Origin of the sequence: Halalkalibacter akibai JCM 9157 (assembly GCF_000513135.1) — a bacterium.
In the GTDB taxonomy this organism is placed as follows: domain Bacteria; phylum Bacillota; class Bacilli; order Bacillales; family Bacillaceae_D; genus Halalkalibacter; species Halalkalibacter akibai.
Map to the genome: position 1 here is coordinate 1 of NZ_BAUV01000013.1, position 19,318 is coordinate 19,318.

Consider the following 19,318-nt stretch of genomic DNA (forward strand, 5'->3'; position numbering starts at 1 on the left):
AAATTTAACGAATTAGCCAAAAAAGACGTAATGCTATCGCAATCATCTTTAAGCATTTGCGCTTTTTTCTACTCGATCCCACCACTTTTAGAGCTTTAAAGGCACTGGGGTCAGACCCCATAAAAAGACTTTCCATTTATTTCAAGATATGCTATAATCAACTCAACAAATCAGAAAGCGAGGGATGTTTTATGAAAACGATCAACGTATTAGACGCAATCATTGTAAATAACACACAGCCCTCATATGAAGCTTTCTAAATGTCGATTCATTTTATTGGATAACATTTATTTCATCATGGGCTGTGGAATCAGGCCGTGGTTTAACTATGTTTAAACAAACAAAGGCCGTTCACTAGCGGCCTTTTTATTTTTGTATCCAATAGGAGGAAATAACATTGAATAACGTACAATTAGGTTGGACTAATGAATTAGAGCAAGCATTTGCTGTCTATAAAGAACAAGGATTTTCGGTGGCGCGTGTCGCGCTTGAGCATAAAAGAATGTACCGCGTGTTAAGTGAAGCAGGTGAATTACTAGCAGAGGTTTCTGGCAAGTTCCGATTTGAAGCGAGCGCAAGGGTCGACTATCCAGCAGTTGGGGACTGGGTCGTAATCGCGCCTCGCCTATCGGAAGGAAAAGCAACGATTCACGCGGTGTTGCCTCGCTTCAGCAAGTTTTCCCGGAAAATAGCTGGGGCAACGACTGAGGAGCAAATTGTTGCGACAAATGTGAACACGGTGTTTTTAGTGAACGCTTTAAACAATGACTTCAACGTTCGCAGAATAGAGCGCTATCTGCTGATGTCGTGGGAAAGTGGTGCGAATCCTGTCATTGTGTTATCAAAGGCAGACCTTTGCCCAGACCCTGAAACAAAGCTTGCTGAAGTAGAAGCGATCGCAATCGGAGTACCGGTCCATGTAGTGAGTGTGCAAACAAATGAAGGTTTAGCCGCACTAAATGAGTATGTGACAACTGGCAAAACCGTGGCGTTACTTGGGTCATCAGGTGCGGGTAAATCAACGTTAACCAATTACTTGGCGAAAGCAGAGAAACAACTCGTTCAAGAAGTGCGAGAAGGAGACGACCGCGGAAAGCATACGACGACACATCGTGAGTTAATCGGCCTTCCAGAAGGCGGACTGATCATTGATACACCAGGAATGAGAGAGCTGCAGCTATGGGAATCTGACGAAGCGTCCGAACAAGTTTTCGCCGATATTCATCAATTAGAAGAGAACTGTCGTTTTCGAGATTGCACCCATCACAACGAGCCGCATTGCGCCGTGCAAGCTGCGATTCAATCAGGGGAACTACCGATAGAACGATTCGCTAGCTATCAAAAGCTTCAAAAAGAACTGGCTTTTCTGGAACGAAAAACAGATAAACGCGCTCAACTCGCAGAAAAAGCGAAATGGAAAAAGCTTTCGAGTGCCGCCAAACGAAGATAACACGAACATAACACGAACATCCAAAAACGCCCAAACCGCATCTTAAGCATGCGACTTGGGCGTTTTACCATTTTTACCGTAAAAACCGAACATGGCTAATAAGGCCATCCTCTGTCACTCGGTACACTGCGACCACATGACTCATCTCGGAACTTCCACGCGAGCCTGTGACATTTTCCTCATCAAGCACATAATTGCCGACCACAATCCGCGAAACGAGCTTACAATGTAGCTCTGGGCTCTCCTCAAAAAGCTTCGCATAGCGCTCGCGCATCGCCGCAGCACCTGTCATTAAAATGTTACCCTCGCCGTCCTCCACAACGCAGTCTTCCGTATAACACTGCATAAACGCGTCGATGTCACGATTGTTGTAGGCCTCAAGCTGTTTTTTTGCAGGTATTGATATGTCTGTCATCTAAAAAACTCCTTATGTATGGAGAGAAGCCAGAGCTTCTCCCACTTCATTCTTACTAGCAACAAAACAGTACCATTTCCACTAGGAGTGGAGCAAGAATTATTGTTCAACCAGCTCTGTTACAGAAACACTTTGTTTCTTCTCTTTGTTATCAAGTGGATGGATCGTCGCTTTGCCTGATCCTTGATCAACATGTTCAATGTAAACGGCTCGCCGTTATATGTAACACTAGTCATGTTTGGTGAAGATGAAATTTCCTGTGCACGTTGTGCGTCCATGGAAGCACCTCCTTTACGATGAGTTATTTATACTATTTGTAAGAACGCATCTGTTATACAGATAGAAAAACGAGTAATCAACAACTTATCAACAAGAATTCAGAACAGGCAAGCAGTCGAAACTTCATTTTGTCCCCAACGACTACTCACTATCAACACCTTTATTCACAAATCCACGGTTATCCGGAGGAAATTTTGGTAAATGAGTGCCTAGTATCAGGTGAGCGAAATAGTTATTCACAAAAATATCAACAATACGAAGGGATCTCGATCTTCCCTGTTAAGAAGGAAAGATCACTAGTCTAAATGACCCATCTTAAACTGAAAGCTATTTTGCTGGTTAATGTTGGTTATTGTTGAATTTTGTTGAAAAATATGTGATTTTCCTTTAATATTACAATTAATGAAACGATACATGTTAATAGTTAAAGGCAAACTATTTGAAAAAATAGGACGCAAAGCCTAGGGACTAAGGTTTTAGTGAAATATTAACTAAACTATGTTAGCCTGGTTACCAAATTACGTTATTAAACGACTTGGCTATTCCTGACTGAAGGAATAGCTTTTATTTTTTGGTGGTCGCTAGCAATCAGATAGAAGAACTAGACAGTAAGGGGGAAGGTAGAACAAATGAGTTCAGTATTAAGGAATTACCTTCGTAAACTTAATTGTAGGTTAGTCATTGACCTAGCGGAACTGGAGACTTTCAAGAAACTGTTTAATTTTCATAACGATTTTATTTTTATTTTTGACAGTGATGGGATTATTTTAGAAACAAACGATGAGGTTAAACGGGTAACTGGTTATGACAAGGAAGAGTGGATTGATAAACCCTTTGCTCACTTTAAAACGATTGAGGAACAAAAGAAGTTCAACGAATCTTTATCTTTATTAAAAAAGGGAGAACCACAAGTTGAACTTTGTTCTCTGTTACATAAACAGGGTCATAAAATTCAATTTGAAAAAACGTCAATTCCGATTAGTCATCAAAATCAAATAATTGGATTTTTGGGAATAGGCAGAGACATCTCGATGGTAAGTAATCAAGAGCTTGAGTTAAGAAAGGTGCAGGAAAGTTTGAATCGTGCTCAATTGATCGGGAATACCGGCAGCTGGGATTATGATGTCGAAGAAGATGAAGCTTATTGGTCCAATCATATGTACGAAATGTTTGGGATCAAGGATAAAAAGACATTTATCCCCACCTATAGTAGTTTCTTGTCGTTTGTTCATCCATATGACCGTGAACGATTCGACTCTGTGTTTCAAAAAGCATTACAACATGGAACGGGTTTTCAAATAGAATTTCAGATTAATAGAAACGATGAAGAACGAATTGTCAGCAAGCAAGGCGATGTTATTTTCGACGAAAATGGCAAGGTCGTTCGACTGATTGGAACGATTCAAGATTTAACAGAGCAAAGAAAGTTGGAAAGATTGCTGAAAGATAGTGAGGACCAAAAACGTCTGATTTATGATAATTTGGAAGTCGCTATTTGGTCTGTAGACGTCAAGAACGACCAAGTTATGAATCTAACAAAAGGGTTTGAGCGAATTTATGGCTATAGCATAGAGGAAATGAAAAGGGATCGAGACCTCTGGAAAAAAGTCATTCATCCAGACGACTTTGCAGCTGTGTTAAAAAAGCAAGAGAACTTATTTCAGGGAAAGGCCATTCGTCATCACTACCGCATTTATCATTCAAGTGGGGTGATTAAGTGGGTTTTAGATCATGTGATTCCAGTGATGGATAACGATGGAGAGATCATTCGTTTAGATGGGTTTATTTCAGATATTACGGAACAAAAGCAAGCGGAGGAGAAAATGAGCTATCTCGCTCATCATGATGTTTTAACTGGACTACCTAATCGAAGAATGTTTAATCATACACTTAGGAGAATCCAAGAAACGGAATCTGATGAAATGGCGGCCATTTTATATTTCAACTTAGATCGTTTTAAACACATTAACGACACCCTGGGTCACTTAATCGGCGATGAATTGTTAAAAGAAGTATCCAAGCGACTCAGAAGTTTAGTTCCAGAAAAAGAAGGTCTTTCTCGCATGAACGGAGATGAATTTGCGATTTTTATCTTCAATGTTGACGATGCGAGTCGACCTGAAGTACTAGCAGATAATATTTTAAAACTAATCAGAGACCCTTTTCTAATCGAAGGGTATGAATTGTATATTACGGTTAGTATCGGTATAAGTATTTTCCGGAAAAATAATGCGGAAATGGACGTACTGAATAAATCAATAGCGGCAATGAACCGTGTTAAACAGCTAGGAAAGAATCACTATCAAATCTACAGCCAAACAATGGGTGAAAGGTCAGTTAATATTTATTCGATTGAAAACGATATGCGGAAGGCATTGAAAAATGATGAATTTCTAGTTTACTATCAACACGTGTTTGTACGAATACGGGAATGATAGTAAGTGCAGAAGCTTTAATCAGATGGAATCACCCAGAAAAAGGCTTTATGTCACCAGGAGAGTTCATTCCGCTCGCAGAGGAGAATGGCTTAATTTTCGAAATAAGTGATTGGATGTTGGCACAAGTCTGTATCCAATTGAAAAAATGGAAGGAAGAACAATTGCCAATGATTCCGATTTCCATTAATCTCTCGGCTCAGGAATTTCTAAAAAAGGACCTCGTATCTAAAATAAAGACCCTCATCGCGGAAACACAGATTGAACCGTGTCTCCTTGAGCTAGAAATAACGGAAAGTTCGTATTTGAACAACATGGAATTAGTTATTCAAGCTCTTGCTGAATTAAGAGAGATGGAAATTAAGATTGCCTTAGATGATTTTGGTACAGGCTTCTCCTCTCTTACACACTTGAAGGAATTAAATATTGATACGTTAAAAATTGATCGTTCGTTTATTAGGAACATTGTCTCGAAACACCAGGATCTCGTTATTACATCGGGTATGATTGAGCTTTCCCATGGTCTTGGAATAGAAGTGGTGGCAGAAGGGGTAGAAACAAAAGAGCAACTAGAACTTCTTCGAACCAAAGGCTGTGATCAAATTCAAGGGTTTCTATTTAGCCGACCTGTTCCGGAGAACGAGTTTAGAAGAATGTTGGTCAAAAAAGTGATAGAAATTGACTAATTACTAGGTTTAAAAGTGTTTGTTTATAAAGAGAGAAACGGGTGAAATTATGGATAAAACATCAATTATCGGGATAGTATTAGGAGTCGTCGCGATTTTATTAGGAATGATTTTTAAAGGAACAAGCTTAATGGTATTACTCAATCCAGCTGCTCTTTTTATCATTTTCGTCGGAACCGCAGCGACCATTTTGATAGGATTTCCTTCTAGTGAAATTAAAAGAGTTCCTAAGTTATTTGGGGTGTTGTTGAAGGAACAAAAAACACCAAATATCAGTGATTTAATTACTTTGTTTGTATCATTAAGTTCAATGGCGCGTAAGGAAGGTCTTCTTTCCTTGGAAAAACAAGTGGAGGAAATGGAAGACCCTTTCTTACAACAAGGCTTGAAAATGGTTGTGGATGGACAGGAGCCAGATTTTATAAGAGATACGATGGAAGAAGAACTTGATGCTATTGAAGAGAGGCATCAAGCAGGGGCTGCTATTTTTTCTCAAGCAGGGACGTATGCACCTACCCTTGGTGTATTAGGGGCCGTACTAGGATTAATTGCGGCGCTTGGTGATTTAAATGATATGGATGCTTTAGGTTATGCGATTGCAGCAGCCTTTGTTGCGACTTTGTTTGGGATCTTTACGGGTTATGTTTTATGGCATCCGTTTGCTAATAAATTGAAACGAAAGTCCAAACAAGAAATCCTTGTAAAAAGTTTAATCGTGGAAGGAATTTTATCTGTCCAAGCGGGTGTTCCGCCACGTGCAATTGAAGATAAATTAATGGTTTATGTTCCTCATTCTGAAAGGAAGAAAGTGAAAGAGTTGATTTCTCAAGGAGAGAGCGTAAATGGCTAGGAAGAAAAAGCATCACGAAGAGCATATTGATGAGACTTGGCTCATCCCCTATGCCGATATGTTAACGCTCCTACTCGCGCTATTCATTGTTTTATTCGCCGTAAGTTCGGTTGATGCAGAAAAGTATCAACAATTGATGGTCACTTTTAACGAAAACTTTCAAGGTGGTAGCGGCGTACTCGATCATCCAATGCCTTCACCTGAATTAAATATGACACCACCAGCTCCTGAACAAACGAGTGAGTCAGATTACAAAACAAAAGAACATAATGACCTAAAAAAGATACAAGAAGAAATTAACGAATATATTAAGGGGAACGGCCTAGAATCAGAGCTAGAGACAAAGTTAACCGCAGATGGGTTGCTGATAACGATTGTTGATAATGTCCTTTTTTACTCAGGAAGTGCCGATGTTAGAACAGATGCAGTCCGTTTAGCGCAAACCATCTCTAACATGCTCACAACCGAACCCCCGAGGAAAATTGTCGTTGCTGGTCACACAGACAACATCCAAATAAGCAACAGTAATTTCCGCTCAAACTGGGATTTGAGTGCGCAAAGAGCGCTTAACTTCATGAAGATTCTTCTAGAAAATGAGGATCTTGATCCACGAAACCTTAGTGCGACAGGTCACGGTGAATACCAGCCAATCGCAAGCAACGAAACCGAAGAGGGTAGGGGGCGAAACCGCCGAGTTGAAGTGCTGATTCTACCAAACTATTTTAATGATTGATAAAGAAAAAACGAACATAACCTCATGGTGTTATGTTCGTTTTTTTATTTACCCACCACAACCAAAATTACCCAGATTTAATCTGAAAAACATAGTCAAAATGACTCATTAACATCCTTTTTTTCTACTATATAATCAGATCAAAAAGCATTGCCTAAGAGGAGGAAACCCGTTGAAAAGGTTGCTTGTCTTCATTTTACTTTTATCCTTTTTCACCTACCCGCTCACAACCGAAACAGCCAATGCATCAAGTGCCCCTATTAATCTAGGTGTTGAAGTAAATGATTCTGTCCTACATCCAGATAAGCCGATCGTGTACGCGACGAAGCTCGGTAGTAAAACGATCCACGCAATCAACTTTGAAACGGGAAAAAAAGAAACACTTACCTTGCCATATCCAGCCAATTATATTGAAATATACAACAATCAATTAATCCTGACACAACACAAGATGAGTCATGATGCTTATAACTTCGGGCCGTACTCTGGTGCAATCGCTATAGTGGATACCGAACCATTTGCGCTGAACCGTGTGTTTGATGTAGAGACTGATCCTTATGACATCGCCGTTGATAAAGACGGATACGTTTATATTACAAACGGTTCTGGTCAGTGGATTAACATGAAAGTGTATTCTCTTCATGATCAAAAAGAAGTACCAAACGGACATAAATCACATATGAGAATGCAATCGACGATTCTCTATAATGAAGAAATGAATAAAGTCTATACAATCGACACGGACTTATCCCCAAGAGATATAACGGCTTTTGAAATTGATAAAGGGGTCATCCTGAATCAATACGATTCTCCTTATCACGGCAAGTACCGCTTAGATCCAAAAGCGACCATTTCTCCTGATGGGGAGTCGTTGTATAACAATAGTGGCAATGTATTCGGACTAACGGCAATCAGTTCGGGCGATATGAACTATAAATATAATCTTGGCGACACTTACAACGACTTTGCTTTTAGCCCGGAAGAAGAGCTGATGTTTGCAGCTAGCACATCAGGTGGAGTCGATCTATTTGAATACCAAACAGATGATTACTTATTTTCTTTTGCAACAACGAAAAAGGTAAAACATCTACATTATCAAAATGGTCTACTTATCTTTTACTCTGAAAATGGCAGACATTATATGGAGCATATCACACAGTTCGAACCTGAAGCTCCAGAAGCTCCTGAAATCATTGATGCAGCCTATTTTGACGAAGATGATCTTTATGATTTTTACGACGGAGTTACAGACATTCCACTAGATACATTTTTTCTGTTTGCTTTTGATCAAGAGATCGAAGTTACTAACCCAAATGGAATCACGGTAACAGGTTCGAGCGGGGAGGTTGAGGTTTATATAGAGGAAGATGAAGATCTTTTGTTCGTTGAGCCTGACTATTTAGAACCGAATTCATCTTATACAGTAAAAATAGGAAAAGATGCAATTGCGAGCCTGGACGGACTTTCATTAACAGGCGATGTGCAGTATCAATTCCTAACAGCTAAAGAGATCGACACGACACCACCTGTTCTGACATTAACAGCAAGCACAACCCAACCAACGAAAAACGATGTCATCATCACAGCAAAAGGAACAGATAACGTCGGTGTTAAAAGCATCAAGCTGCCGAACGGCCAAGTGGTCTCTCAAGCACAAGCAACCTTCACGGTTAGCACAAATGGAACATATAGCTTTACGGTTGAAGACACATCTGGCTTGAAAACAACCAAATCTATTAAAATTACCAATATAGATAAAGAAGCGCCGCAGGCAACGATCACAAGAAGTACAACTGCAGCGACGAAAAATCCGATCTTGATTACCGTGACCGGAACCGATAACAAAAAAGTGAGGCGAATCAAACTACCAAACGGAACCTATGTAACAGGAGCAACCGCGACGTACAAAGTTCCTGAAAATGGTTCATACAAATTCATCATTGAGGACACAGCAGGCAACACGATCTCAAAAACAGTAAAAGTAACCAACATCTACAACAAAGTACCAGTAAGCCCAACGGTCAACCGAGTTTCAGACCGTGACACGATCATAACGGGGAAATCTGTCCCGAAGATGACGATCATCGTCAAAAGAGGCACAACTCAACTAGGAACGGTGAAAACAAGTTCAACGGGAGAATTTCAATTAACGATCCCTAAACAAAAAGCAGGAGCGAAACTGTCTGTCTACGCAAAAGATCCAGTTGGACAAATCAGCCCAGCAAAAGTCATCACCGTCATTGATAAAACACCTCCGCCAGCACCTGTTGTGAATAAAGTGACAACAAAATCAAAAGTGGTTACAGGAACAGCCGAAAAAGGAGCAACTGTTTATGTGTATAACGGCACGAAATACCTTGGCAAAGCAACGGTTGATTCCTACGGCAAATACAAAGTACCAATCGTCCTGCAAAAACGAGGGGTTACGCTTAAAGTGCATGCAGTAGACAAAGCGAACAATAAAAGCAAGGAAACGAGCATAAAAGTTAGTTGATAACGTTCAATGCGACACCGCATTAAAGCGCACATCAATATATAAGGAGCCGTAACATGGGAGCATGGGGAACAGGTTTATACGATGACGATACAACCTGCGATGTAAGAGACGAATTTTTGGAATACTTCCTTGCAGGCCACACAGCAGAAGAAGCGACAAAAGCGATCTTAGCCGAGTATGAAGAAGAATTCTCCTTAGATGAAGACCTCGAAGTCCTGTCTTTAGTCTATATCGGCTTGGCGGGCATTCAAATAAAAAAGAAATGTTTACTAGACCATGTCCGCCAAACGACGATCGCCTGTATCGACAAAGGCGCAGACTTAGAACTCTGGGAAGAAGCAGAGAAAAAAGACTATCAAGAACGCAAAGAAATTCTACTACAATTCAAGCAAAAATTAATAGCCTACAAATAACCTAGCACCCTAGGTTAGCATAAAAAAACGCTCTGAAATTCAATATTCAGAGCGTTTTTTCCATACATCAACCCTTGTTCCAAGGAGGTTTCACTTTAAAAGACTCAAACTCAACCGGCTCTATAGAATCGCCTTTGAATTCGATTTCTGTTTCATTGCCATTTTCGTCAATTTCCACTCCGCCACCGCCTGATGGAATAACTAGATAAGGAGTGATGGTTAATTCAGTCACATTAAAATCAACGGGATCAAATTGCTTGTTACTCCAATGCACGATTTTACCTTTTACTCTTTCGCCTGTAACTCCACCCGAGTGACCGGATATTTCATTGCCATTTTGATCAACTACTAAGAATTCGATGTTTCCGCCGCGACTTAAATCAAAATCTGTTTCCTCTTCAGAACTTTCATAGGCTATACTCATACCTGTTTCACTAAAAGACATTTCTGTTACCGTAAGCATCAAGCCATCAACGGTCTGCGAATGTTGAAGGGCGATGGTTTGAATGTCAGTAATTTTTTCAACCGGAGTGGAGAAGTACCACGTTTCTCCCTCTTTCCCTTGTAACATTAATCCAAGCTCGAACTGCTCTGGCATTTCTTGAGTCGTATTTATTTCTTGAATGGCCGTCAGTGTTGTTGACGAAAGACGTTCTTCTCCGTAACTCCCACTGGACCAAGAAGGATTTTTTCCATTAATCGTAAAATCCATTCCAGCCCCGAAATAAAAATCATCAAGTTCCTGATCAGATTCAATGAAAAGACCGATCGTGATATTATTTTGATCATACAAAATTTCAGCAAGTGTAACAGAGATTCCATTGACCGTCTGCGTTTCCCCGATTTCACTCGTTAATCCATTTTTCTGAGCTTGTTGTAACCCGATCAGATCAGAATTCCCGAAAACAGAGCCGATAATGGGTAGTTGCGACAATGTGCTTGCCAAAGCTGGAGAAAAATAAGAGGAACCAACCAATATTCCAAAAGCAGCTGCTGCACTTGATAAAGCATAAAGTATTTTCCGTTTCCGATTGGCCATTCTAGAACGAGGCGGATCTAAGTGCTCTTTCGCTTGAGCAATTCCCGATTGAATAGCTGAACGAACTTGATCTTGTGGAAACTCTTCTAAAGGATCATGTGACTTTTTCATTTAGTTGATAACTCCTTTCTAACTCACTTTTCAATTTTTTCTTCGCTCTTCGTAAATGGGTTTTCACTGTCCCAACCGGTGTCTCCATCACTTCGGAAATGTCTTGAATAGATAAGTCATGATAATAAAATAAGATGATGGCTGTTTGGTAAGATGAATTTAAGCGCGATAATGCCTCGCTTAAATGAAAAGAATCAATCTCTTCCACCTGCTTGCGATCTAATTTCCTCAACAATTCGCTTTCCTCATAAGGAATGATCTGGTCTCGTTCTCTGAGCAACCTATAACATTCTCGTATTAAAATCCGAAACAACCAAGTTGAAAAATACTCTGGATTTCGCAATTGCCCTATCGCAAGGAAGGCTTTGCATGCCGTTTCCTGAATCGCATCTAAAGCTTCTTCTTTTTGACCAACGTAAGAAAGTGCCTTGTAATATAGCATTTTTTCTTCCTTAAAAAGCAATTCTTCAAAAGCTTCAGCGTCTCCATTAATGGCTCGTTTCACAGTATCTAAGTCATGTTTCATCGTGTCATCATTCCCTCCTCTCACCAATTAGAGAAATCTAGACATCTAAAAAGTTTCATTTCTTTAATTTTTCCAAAACTATTTTTGATTCTATTAGTTATAAAGTAAAAAAGCATGTTTTGATCTGAATCAAAACATACTTAAATTGTATTTCCTCAGCCTAAATCCGGCCTTGATTTAAATCCTGCTTAATCCGCTCCAACATCAACCGACTCGTTGGGATCATCTCCTCTGGTAGCGCATCTAAAGCAAAATACCTCAGCTCATGCGCTTCATGATCAGCGACCAACTCACCAGACACATCTCTTGACACAAAAGAAACAATCACGTTATACACTTCATCGCCATTTGGATATGTAAAATAAAAGTCCTCGCCGGAAAAAACGGTATACAGCTTCATCTTACCAACGGTTAACCCCGTTTCCTCAAGCAACTCACGCCGTGCCGACTCTTCTACCGATTCACCGAGCTCCATGAACCCACCCGGAATGCCCCAATTGTTCGTATCTGTACGATGTTGCAGTAGGATTTCATTCTTCTCATTAAGAACGACGACTGAACAAGCTGTTAAAATCAATGGCTGACTTCCGGCAATAGAGCGAATCATTTTAATATAATCCATCTAATACTCGACTCCCATCTATAGTAAACTCTCTTTCTCTATGTTACCACGGTTAACTTGGAGCAACGAAAAAAACATGTCTAGCATCAGCTAGACATGTCTCTCTCTATCGACCCAAACTATGTGCGCTTTAGTTGAGTTATACACCTTATTGATTTGAGAAGTTTTTCTTATTTATTATTTGAGGTGGCTCTTCTAACCAACTATGATCAATCATAATGTTTACACCATCACTAGCATAAGACGTGACTTCTACTGCTAAACGAACATACGTTGTAGCTATATCCTTTCGTAAACTAGCTGCAGCGGCTGTTGCGTAGTTTGAGGTACTTGATTGGATCAATAGCGCTGTGTGAAACATGATTAGTTTTTCTGAAAATGGTGCTATTGTGGAGTTGGATACTGTAAGATCTGATGGCGTTGGTACAGGAATGTCATCGTCAGTTAAAATGGCGGAAAAGAGTTTAACATGTTTTGTTGCTATATCTTTTCCTTTCTCGCAATATTTACGTACTTCGTTAGTCTGTGCAACTTGTGTAAGTCCAGTTAATAATACTTGTCCAACTAAATTGGTTTCAATATTGGCGTAAACATGAGAGATTTCAATAACATTAACTGGTCTACGGTTTATATTTAAAAGACCACCTTTATAATTTTTTTGATCGATAAAATCAATTTCATTAGTTGTGGAAACATAAGGTGGCCTTACAAACAAACCTTTAGATAATAAAACATCACTTGTTTTATTGTACAAATTTGTTGACGATTGAATTGCCTTACTTAAAAAATCACGGACACTTGATTTTGCTGAAGTTGCTAGCGCCACACCATAAACGGATAGTCCTACCTTGGCCATATTCTTTATATAGTATAAATAATATGTATCTGAGTAAAGACGTGGGGCATTCGGATTGAAATCCTCATCTCTAAAACCAACAGGAATAGGTTGTTTGTCTTCTCTAAGAATTTTTTCTGATAGGCTAAGATTTTCCTCTGAGATTGATAGGGCATTATTTATAATTGATTTGATGTCTTCATCATCAACATTTTTGATAAAATGTTTAAAAACACAGATTGCCATGCTATTATTTTGAACACTGCTCCAAAGCGCAGCAATTTCTGAAGACGTTAATCTGGTTTGATGTTCTTCCATCATAGACCCTCTCTTCTTAAAACATAGTTACTGTTATAATTTGCTGTTATTCTTAATTTATACCGGAATTGCAGATAATTATAGGGATTGCTAAATGTACAAATAAAAGTGACAGCAAAATAGTTTATTTCTCTCCAGAGAACCTACTCTCAATAAAAGAACACAATGGTACCAAATACCATTGTGTTCTTTTATATTATGGGCGTTGCGTCAATCCTTTAAACTTCCCATTCTCAGAAGGCAACCCATCTTGGAACGGCTTCGGAATAAAATTTCCATCCTTAAAAGGAGCCGGTACGGTAATAGGAGCTTGTTCTTCTACCACTTGCACACTAATGCGCCCCTCAGTCGGCAGATAATCAACCGCGTTCTTTGTACGCATTAACTCCTCTGCATACATCAGCATCGCATTCGTCATATAACCAGCACTTGTTTGAACGATTTCACCGACCAAATCATAGCCGCCACCGCCTATACCAAGGTAATCAGACACAGCAACCACATACACTTTGTCTAGATCAATTGGTTGACCTTGATCATAAACGATCGAATCGACAAATTCACCTGTTTCATCCGTTAAAATCGTATAAGTGAAACCAGCAATTTGCAAATCAATTTGATTGCGCCGTTGATACGAGTAATCAATCACATCTTTAATCGCTGCACCTGTCATATGAATTTCCATCACTTCATTCGCAAAAGGCTCGACCGTGTAAATATCGCCAGCTGTAATCGTGCCAGGTAAAATATCAGCACGAATCCCACCGTTATTAGTGAATGCTACATCCGCACCAATCGAATCCAGCATCGCGTCAGTCCAGAAATTCCCTAACGACACATCCATCGCATAACGATCATCACGATAAAGCCCTGTATTCGTAAAGCCAATTTCTTGGTTCAACAACTCGTCCATATCCTCAATATACTGATCAACCATCGCTTGAACTTCAGCATTCACTTCAGTTAACTCTGAAACGTTTTGAAGGAACCCATTAACCTCTAATTCCTCTGTTGCCGGATGATAATCTAACGTTAAATGACCAACAAAACGACCATTACTACCAGCTTGGGTAATAGGTGTACCATTCACAACAACGGGCTCATGAACAGCTGTGTGCGTATGACCACCGATAATTAAATCGAAAAATTCCACTTCTTCCGCTAACTGACGATCAGCTCCGTGCCCAATATGTGTAAGAGCGATTAAAATATCGACTTCATCCGCTAAATAAGCGTACTGATTAGCCGTTTCTACATAGTCATGAAAATCAATCCCCACAACTCCAGCAGGAGCGGTTGCAGGTGGGTTTTGTGTTAAAGCAAAAACACCGACTTCAAGTCCATCGACTTCAAAAATATGATAAGGCTCAGGCTGTTCAATTGGAAAAGTAGGACTTACCACTTCCATATTCGCACTTAACCAAGGGAAGTTCGACTCTGCCATACGAGCAGCAAACTCCTCTTGTCCATAATCAAACTCATGATTTCCAATCACTGTCGCATCAAGCTCTAGCTTGTTCAACAGCTCAATCATCGGCTTTCCGTTTACTAAATCAACAACAGGACTCCCACTAAAGAAATCTCCCGCATCTAAATAAAGAGTGTTCTCATTTCTTTCACGTTCCGCGTCAAGATAGGCCGCGATTTTCCCAAAATCATTAATCGTAGAGTGGATGTCGTTCGTGTGAAGGATGCTGATGGACACGACATCATCATTTGCTAATACTAGATTAGAACCTTGTACACCAGTTGCAGAAAGGACAAGTACAAGTGTTGCTAGAACTGACATCATCCATGTTTTTGTTTTCATAAACTGCATGTGAAACCTCCAGAATACATAATTTTTATTTCTGTAAACGAAACTTACGCGCGCAGAAAATTATAGATTAGTAGAAGAGGGGTGTACAGTAGAAAACGAACAATAGGTACTAAAGTCTTTTCTAATGTTTGTGTTTTGAGTTTGTGAAGTAGAAGTAGTTCAAAGGATATAACAGAGGAAAGCGCAAAATATAAGAGCAGCTTAACTTAACAATAGATACAAAAGAAGATTAATGACTCCTAATCATAGGAATACGATTTAGTACCTATTAAAAACCTGGGTAAAAAGACTTGAAACGCAATGTAAAAAGAAAAAGGTAACCCTTATAATAAAAGGCTACCCTAACTTTTTAATGTCTCTGTTAAACACTTTAATATAATATTTCTGATAATCATCTTTAAAGATTCGAATACCAAATAACATTAACGGAGTCCAGATCGTCTTAAGTTTAACCAATGCCATATTATCACCTCATCAGAATAATCAGATCTATTCTTATTCTTTCATTCTAGCATTTATAACGCTGACTGCAAGAGTAAAAAATGTAAGAAAATGGCTAAAATTGACGAGAGAATAACAAAAAATGTGGGGGCTTTTTCTTTTATTAGTATCTATCATCCAATAGTCGTCAATAATAACAGCAATTGATTATTATTTCCCAGAAAATTGTCGAATAAAACCACCTTATTGTTACGGTAGTTGGAGTGAATGTATATGAACCGTTTATTATTAAGTAAAGTCATGTTGTTACTGTTAGTAGCCTGCCAATCAGAAGAAGGCACATTGCCAGAGCGAGAAATAAAACCGTTAAGTGTAACAGAAGAAAAGATAGAGATTAGTGATAAGATAACAGAATCAGAAGTAACGGTTACAATTGGAGCAATCGGAGATGTGTTGTTGCACGGAAGAGTTTATAATCTAGCAGAAACAGAGAGTGGCTATGACTTTTTGCCAATGTTAGAAAACGTCAAGCCTTTACTGGAAAAGCCAGATTTTATGATGGCGAATCAAGAGTCGATGCCAGGAGGTATTGAAATAGGGTTATCCACTTATCCTACTTTTAATAGTCCTAAGGAAATCGTAAGTAACTTGCAAGAACTAGGCATTGATATGGTTATTGGAGCGAATAACCATACGATTGACCGAGGTGTGAAAGCCGTTGAAAGTGCTTTGGATTTTTATGATGAAATAGGGATGGAGTATGTAGGGGTTTACCGAGATAGCGAAGATCGGAACAGAGAGAGGATCGTAGATGTGAATACAGTGTCTTTAGGGATTCTTTCTTATACATACGGCACAAATGGCATTCCCTTACCAGAAGGACATGAAGATATAGTCGCTTTAATTGATCAAGAGAAGATAGAGAAAGAGGTAAAGCAACTTCGTGAAAAAGTAGATGTTGTTATCGTGCATATGCACTGGGGAGCAGAGTATGAACGCGAGCCTAATGAAAAGCAGCGTCAATTAGCAGATAAGCTATCAGAAGCGGGGGTGGATATCATCTTTGGTCATCACCCTCACGTTGTCCAACCGATTGATGTGATTAAACAAGAAGATGGCCACGAGACAACAGTGTTTTATTCACTAGGCAATTTCTTATCTGGTCAAACCTTTGACTACACAGATATTGGGGGAGTGGCAACAGTAGAAGTGACGAAGAAAACAAAGGGCGAGGAAGTAGCGATTGAGATACAATCTCCTTATATAGAGCCGACGATTGTCTTACCAAAGGAAATGGGATTTCGTGTATATCCTTTTGCGGAGGTAGAAGAGAAGGCGCTTAACGGCAGTTCAGTAGAGGATATAAATCGCCATGTAATGAAATATCTTTCAGAGTGAATATCAATTAAAACTATAAAGAATTCTGTAACAAAAAGAGGATAAATCCAAGATTCATCCTCTTTTAATTATGTATATTCTAATTAAATGCTCGTGTGACCCCAAAACTGATTAACCCACTTCACCCAACCAAAAAGTGAAAGCCATAATGGATACTTAAAGAAATCCCCCAAATCATACCAGATAAGAATGAACCTTGACTTGTCATTGTCTAACCTCTTTTCTCTTTAAATCTCTTTCTTTATTATAAATGAAAGCGTTAACAATATATACTACATTCATCTGCTAAATTAAGAGACATACCGAGTTAATCTGACTAAAAAAGACTTAAGTAGCCAATAGGGAACGAGCTACTTAAGTCTTTTTTAATTTCTTGCGCATAAACAAATACACTCCAACTAACACAAGGAATGCCCCAGTTGAATCAATTAAAACATCTGACACTAGCCCAGAGCGATCTGAAATAAAAGACTGATGCCACTCATCAACTGCACCGTATAAGGTTGCAAGTCCCCAAGCGATGACATATCGATACCTCTTTCCGGCTAGCGCTAACCAGAAAAAAAGAGCTAATAACCCAAACGCAGTAACATGGACCAACTTCCGCAAAATAAAGTTAACGATAGCTGAATCAAAAAAAGGATTCATTACTAATTGTTCAGTGGAATCTCCAGTAAAAAACGGTTGTCTGGTCGCGATCGCTATCCCAAGACACCATACGAATGCCACAATCCACCATTTTGTTGTCTTCTTCATATAAATCACCTGAAGTAATTATACAGAATGTAAAGGATTAGGAAAATAGAGATGACAGTTATGAGAATAAAAGATAGAGTAGAATTATTTTCATGGGCAATTCTTGATAAAGAACAGGGTGGTAAATATATAGATTAAATGAGATGAGTTTAAACTGTTATTAAGAACCAATATCTCAATTTTCTATATATCTTTCATTGTAATGAAAATGTTACTAGAATTAGTCGATAAATAGATGTAAGATAAACCTAAATAAGAATATTTTGGGGAAATAGGAGGTTTTCTGTAGATGAAGGAAGCGTCAACACTTCGGAAGGTAGTCCTTTCGTCTACCTTTGCAACGGGACTAGTGCTAGCAGCCCCGCAAATGGCAGATGCAGATATGCGTAAACCAACAGCTCATTATACGTTTGGTGTATCAAATATAACTGGTTTAACTAACGTGTTGACGAAGCAAGGAGAGTTGGAAGACGTCGTAAAACAGACTCGTGTTGACAATCTTGTTTTACTACCTTGTGGTCCAATCCCACCGAATCCTGCTGAGTTATTGAACTCTAGAATGATGAGTCTAATGCTAGAACATGCTCAACAGCAATTCGACACGATTATAATTGATACTCCTCCTGTAATGGCTGTAACAGACGCGCAAATCTTAGCAAGTAAGTGTGATGGTACGGTTCTTGTGGTGTCTAGTGGAAAAACAGATCGTGACGAGATTAGGAAAGCAAAAGAATTATTAAATAAAGCAAACGCGAAGTTACTTGGCGCAATCTTAAATAATAAGAAGATGGATTCTTCAAGTCAATATTATTATTATGGTAACGAGTAGAGGATGAATTTATAGTTGTAGGGAGGATGTTAAACATGATTGATATGCATTGTCATATACTACCTGGGGTTGACGATGGATCTAAGACTTTACTAGAGAGTTTAGAGCTAGCAAGACAAGCAGAGGCAGAGGGGATTACTACAATTATGGCAACGCCTCATCATAAACATCCTTCCTTTGAGAATGATGGATTTTCTGTATTGAGGCAAGTGGAACAGTTAAATTTAGCTATAAAAGAAGCAAACATAAATATAAAAGTTATTCCATCGCAGGAAATAAGAATACATGGAGATTTAATTGAGAACATTCAGTTGGGTGATGTTTTGCCTATGACCCCTAATAGTTCTTATCTTCTAATTGAATTTCCGACAAATAGTATTCCACGTTATTCAACGAAACTTTTTTATGATTTGCAGTTAAAAGGTTATACACCAATTATTGCACATCCTGAGAGAAATAAGGTATTTGTTGAAAAGCCAGAAGTACTTTATGAAATGGTTGCAAGTGGAGTGTTAACACAGGTGACAACATCTAGTTTAACAGGGCACTTGGGGAAGAATATCAAAAAGTTTACAGAACAACTGATAGAGGCGAATTTAACGCACTTTATTGCTTCGGATGCGCATAATCTAGTAGAACGACCTTTTCGGTTAAGTGAAGCATATCATGTTCTTGAAGACGTTTTTGGGAGTGATACTCTCCACCAGTACAAAGAAAATACTGAATTACTCATAAATAATCATCTAATACAAGTATTACAACCAGAGCCGATAAAGAAACGGAAAAAGTTGTTTAGCTTCCTTTAATCATAATGGAATTAATTTTATCGCCCTTTTGGTCATTCTCAAAAAAAAGACTCTTATTTT

General features: G+C 39.0%; 18 protein-coding genes, 1 pseudogene and 1 riboswitch. Of the genes and pseudogenes, 10 read left to right on the forward strand and 9 right to left on the reverse strand.

Translation table 11 applies throughout. The features are described from left to right. Window positions 1-397: 397 nt before the first annotated feature. The gene (gene rsgA / locus JCM9157_RS09340; RefSeq protein WP_035664130.1) at window positions 398-1,450 is read left to right on the forward strand and encodes a ribosome small subunit-dependent GTPase A; all 1,053 of its coding nucleotides are present in this window, start codon (window positions 398-400) and stop codon (window positions 1,448-1,450) included. 73 nt (window positions 1,451-1,523) lie between these two features. Here the strand turns inward: rsgA and JCM9157_RS09345 are convergent, their stop codons facing one another. Next, window positions 1,524-1,865, reverse strand: a complete 342-nt coding sequence (locus JCM9157_RS09345) for a nuclear transport factor 2 family protein (RefSeq protein ID WP_035664132.1) — start codon at window positions 1,863-1,865, stop codon at window positions 1,524-1,526. Between the two features lie 99 nt (window positions 1,866-1,964). After that, window positions 1,965-2,143, reverse strand: a pseudogene (locus tag JCM9157_RS23935) (H-type small acid-soluble spore protein). Window positions 2,144-2,563: 420 nt separating this feature from the next. Continuing rightward, window positions 2,564-2,662: riboswitch (cyclic di-GMP riboswitch) on the forward strand. 111 nt (window positions 2,663-2,773) lie between these two features. Between JCM9157_RS23935 and JCM9157_RS09350 the strand changes: the two are divergent. The 6 genes from JCM9157_RS09350 to JCM9157_RS09370 all read left to right on the forward strand — a co-directional run bounded on the left by JCM9157_RS09350 (window position 2,774) and on the right by JCM9157_RS09370 (window position 9,758). Then, window positions 2,774-4,579 (forward strand): PAS domain-containing protein, encoded by a 1,806-nt coding sequence (locus tag JCM9157_RS09350; protein ID WP_052013043.1) that lies wholly within the window; start codon window positions 2,774-2,776, stop codon window positions 4,577-4,579. After that, complete coding sequence (locus JCM9157_RS23340; RefSeq protein ID WP_052013044.1) at window positions 4,576-5,265, forward strand: putative bifunctional diguanylate cyclase/phosphodiesterase; 690 nt, start codon at window positions 4,576-4,578, stop codon at window positions 5,263-5,265. Before JCM9157_RS09350 ends, JCM9157_RS23340 begins: the two co-directional genes overlap by 4 nt. Before the next feature lie 49 nt (window positions 5,266-5,314). Then, a complete protein-coding gene (motA, locus tag JCM9157_RS09355) occupies window positions 5,315-6,115 on the forward strand; it encodes a flagellar motor stator protein MotA (RefSeq protein ID WP_035664133.1) in 801 nt (266 codons plus the stop codon). After that, window positions 6,108-6,848, forward strand: a complete 741-nt coding sequence (gene motB, locus JCM9157_RS09360) for a flagellar motor protein MotB (protein WP_035664135.1) — start codon at window positions 6,108-6,110, stop codon at window positions 6,846-6,848. The genes motA and motB overlap by 8 nt, the downstream gene beginning before the upstream one ends. Window positions 6,849-7,020: 172 nt before the next feature. Further along, window positions 7,021-9,342 carry an Ig-like domain-containing protein gene (locus JCM9157_RS09365; protein WP_035664137.1) on the forward strand — a complete coding sequence of 774 codons (2,322 nt, stop codon included), beginning with the start codon at window positions 7,021-7,023 and terminating at the stop codon, window positions 9,340-9,342. 56 nt (window positions 9,343-9,398) lie between these two features. Continuing rightward, on the forward strand, window positions 9,399-9,758 hold the full coding sequence (locus JCM9157_RS09370; RefSeq protein ID WP_035664138.1) for a MarR family transcriptional regulator: 360 nt from the start codon (window positions 9,399-9,401) through the stop codon (window positions 9,756-9,758). Window positions 9,759-9,825: 67 nt separating this feature from the next. On the opposite strand, the gene JCM9157_RS09375 is transcribed toward JCM9157_RS09370, so the two are convergent. The 6 genes from JCM9157_RS09375 to JCM9157_RS25730 all read right to left on the reverse strand — a co-directional run bounded on the left by JCM9157_RS09375 (window position 9,826) and on the right by JCM9157_RS25730 (window position 15,490). Further along, window positions 9,826-10,908 (reverse strand): DUF4179 domain-containing protein, encoded by a 1,083-nt coding sequence (locus JCM9157_RS09375; RefSeq protein ID WP_035664140.1) that lies wholly within the window; start codon window positions 10,906-10,908, stop codon window positions 9,826-9,828. Further along, entirely contained in the window at window positions 10,892-11,434 is a 543-nt protein-coding gene (locus tag JCM9157_RS09380; RefSeq protein WP_035664141.1) for a sigma-70 family RNA polymerase sigma factor, read from the reverse strand. Before JCM9157_RS09380 ends, JCM9157_RS09375 begins: the two co-directional genes overlap by 17 nt. Window positions 11,435-11,594: 160 nt before the next feature. Then, complete coding sequence (locus JCM9157_RS09385; RefSeq protein ID WP_035664142.1) at window positions 11,595-12,056, reverse strand: NUDIX hydrolase; 462 nt, start codon at window positions 12,054-12,056, stop codon at window positions 11,595-11,597. Window positions 12,057-12,204: 148 nt separating this feature from the next. Next, window positions 12,205-13,209, reverse strand: a complete 1,005-nt coding sequence (locus tag JCM9157_RS09390; protein ID WP_035664143.1) for a DUF3231 family protein — start codon at window positions 13,207-13,209, stop codon at window positions 12,205-12,207. 196 nt (window positions 13,210-13,405) lie between these two features. Continuing rightward, a complete protein-coding gene (locus JCM9157_RS09395; protein ID WP_052013045.1) occupies window positions 13,406-15,028 on the reverse strand; it encodes a bifunctional metallophosphatase/5'-nucleotidase in 1,623 nt (540 codons plus the stop codon). A gap of 336 nt (window positions 15,029-15,364) precedes the next feature. Continuing rightward, complete coding sequence (locus JCM9157_RS25730; protein ID WP_268870937.1) at window positions 15,365-15,490, reverse strand: hypothetical protein; 126 nt, start codon at window positions 15,488-15,490, stop codon at window positions 15,365-15,367. A gap of 252 nt (window positions 15,491-15,742) precedes the next feature. On the opposite strand from JCM9157_RS25730, the gene JCM9157_RS09400 reads away from it, so the two are divergent. Continuing rightward, window positions 15,743-16,867 carry a CapA family protein gene (locus tag JCM9157_RS09400; protein WP_052013046.1) on the forward strand — a complete coding sequence of 375 codons (1,125 nt, stop codon included), beginning with the start codon at window positions 15,743-15,745 and terminating at the stop codon, window positions 16,865-16,867. A gap of 354 nt (window positions 16,868-17,221) precedes the next feature. Here the strand turns inward: JCM9157_RS09400 and JCM9157_RS09405 are convergent, their stop codons facing one another. After that, window positions 17,222-17,623 (reverse strand): VanZ family protein, encoded by a 402-nt coding sequence (locus tag JCM9157_RS09405; RefSeq protein ID WP_035664146.1) that lies wholly within the window; start codon window positions 17,621-17,623, stop codon window positions 17,222-17,224. Between the two features lie 289 nt (window positions 17,624-17,912). Here JCM9157_RS09405 and JCM9157_RS09410 point away from each other — a divergent pair, with 289 nt between their 5' ends. Beyond that, window positions 17,913-18,452 (forward strand): CpsD/CapB family tyrosine-protein kinase, encoded by a 540-nt coding sequence (locus JCM9157_RS09410; protein ID WP_052013047.1) that lies wholly within the window; start codon window positions 17,913-17,915, stop codon window positions 18,450-18,452. 35 nt (window positions 18,453-18,487) lie between these two features. Further along, window positions 18,488-19,258 carry a tyrosine-protein phosphatase gene (locus JCM9157_RS09415; protein ID WP_035664148.1) on the forward strand — a complete coding sequence of 257 codons (771 nt, stop codon included), beginning with the start codon at window positions 18,488-18,490 and terminating at the stop codon, window positions 19,256-19,258. The last annotated feature ends 60 nt before the right edge of the window (window positions 19,259-19,318 follow it).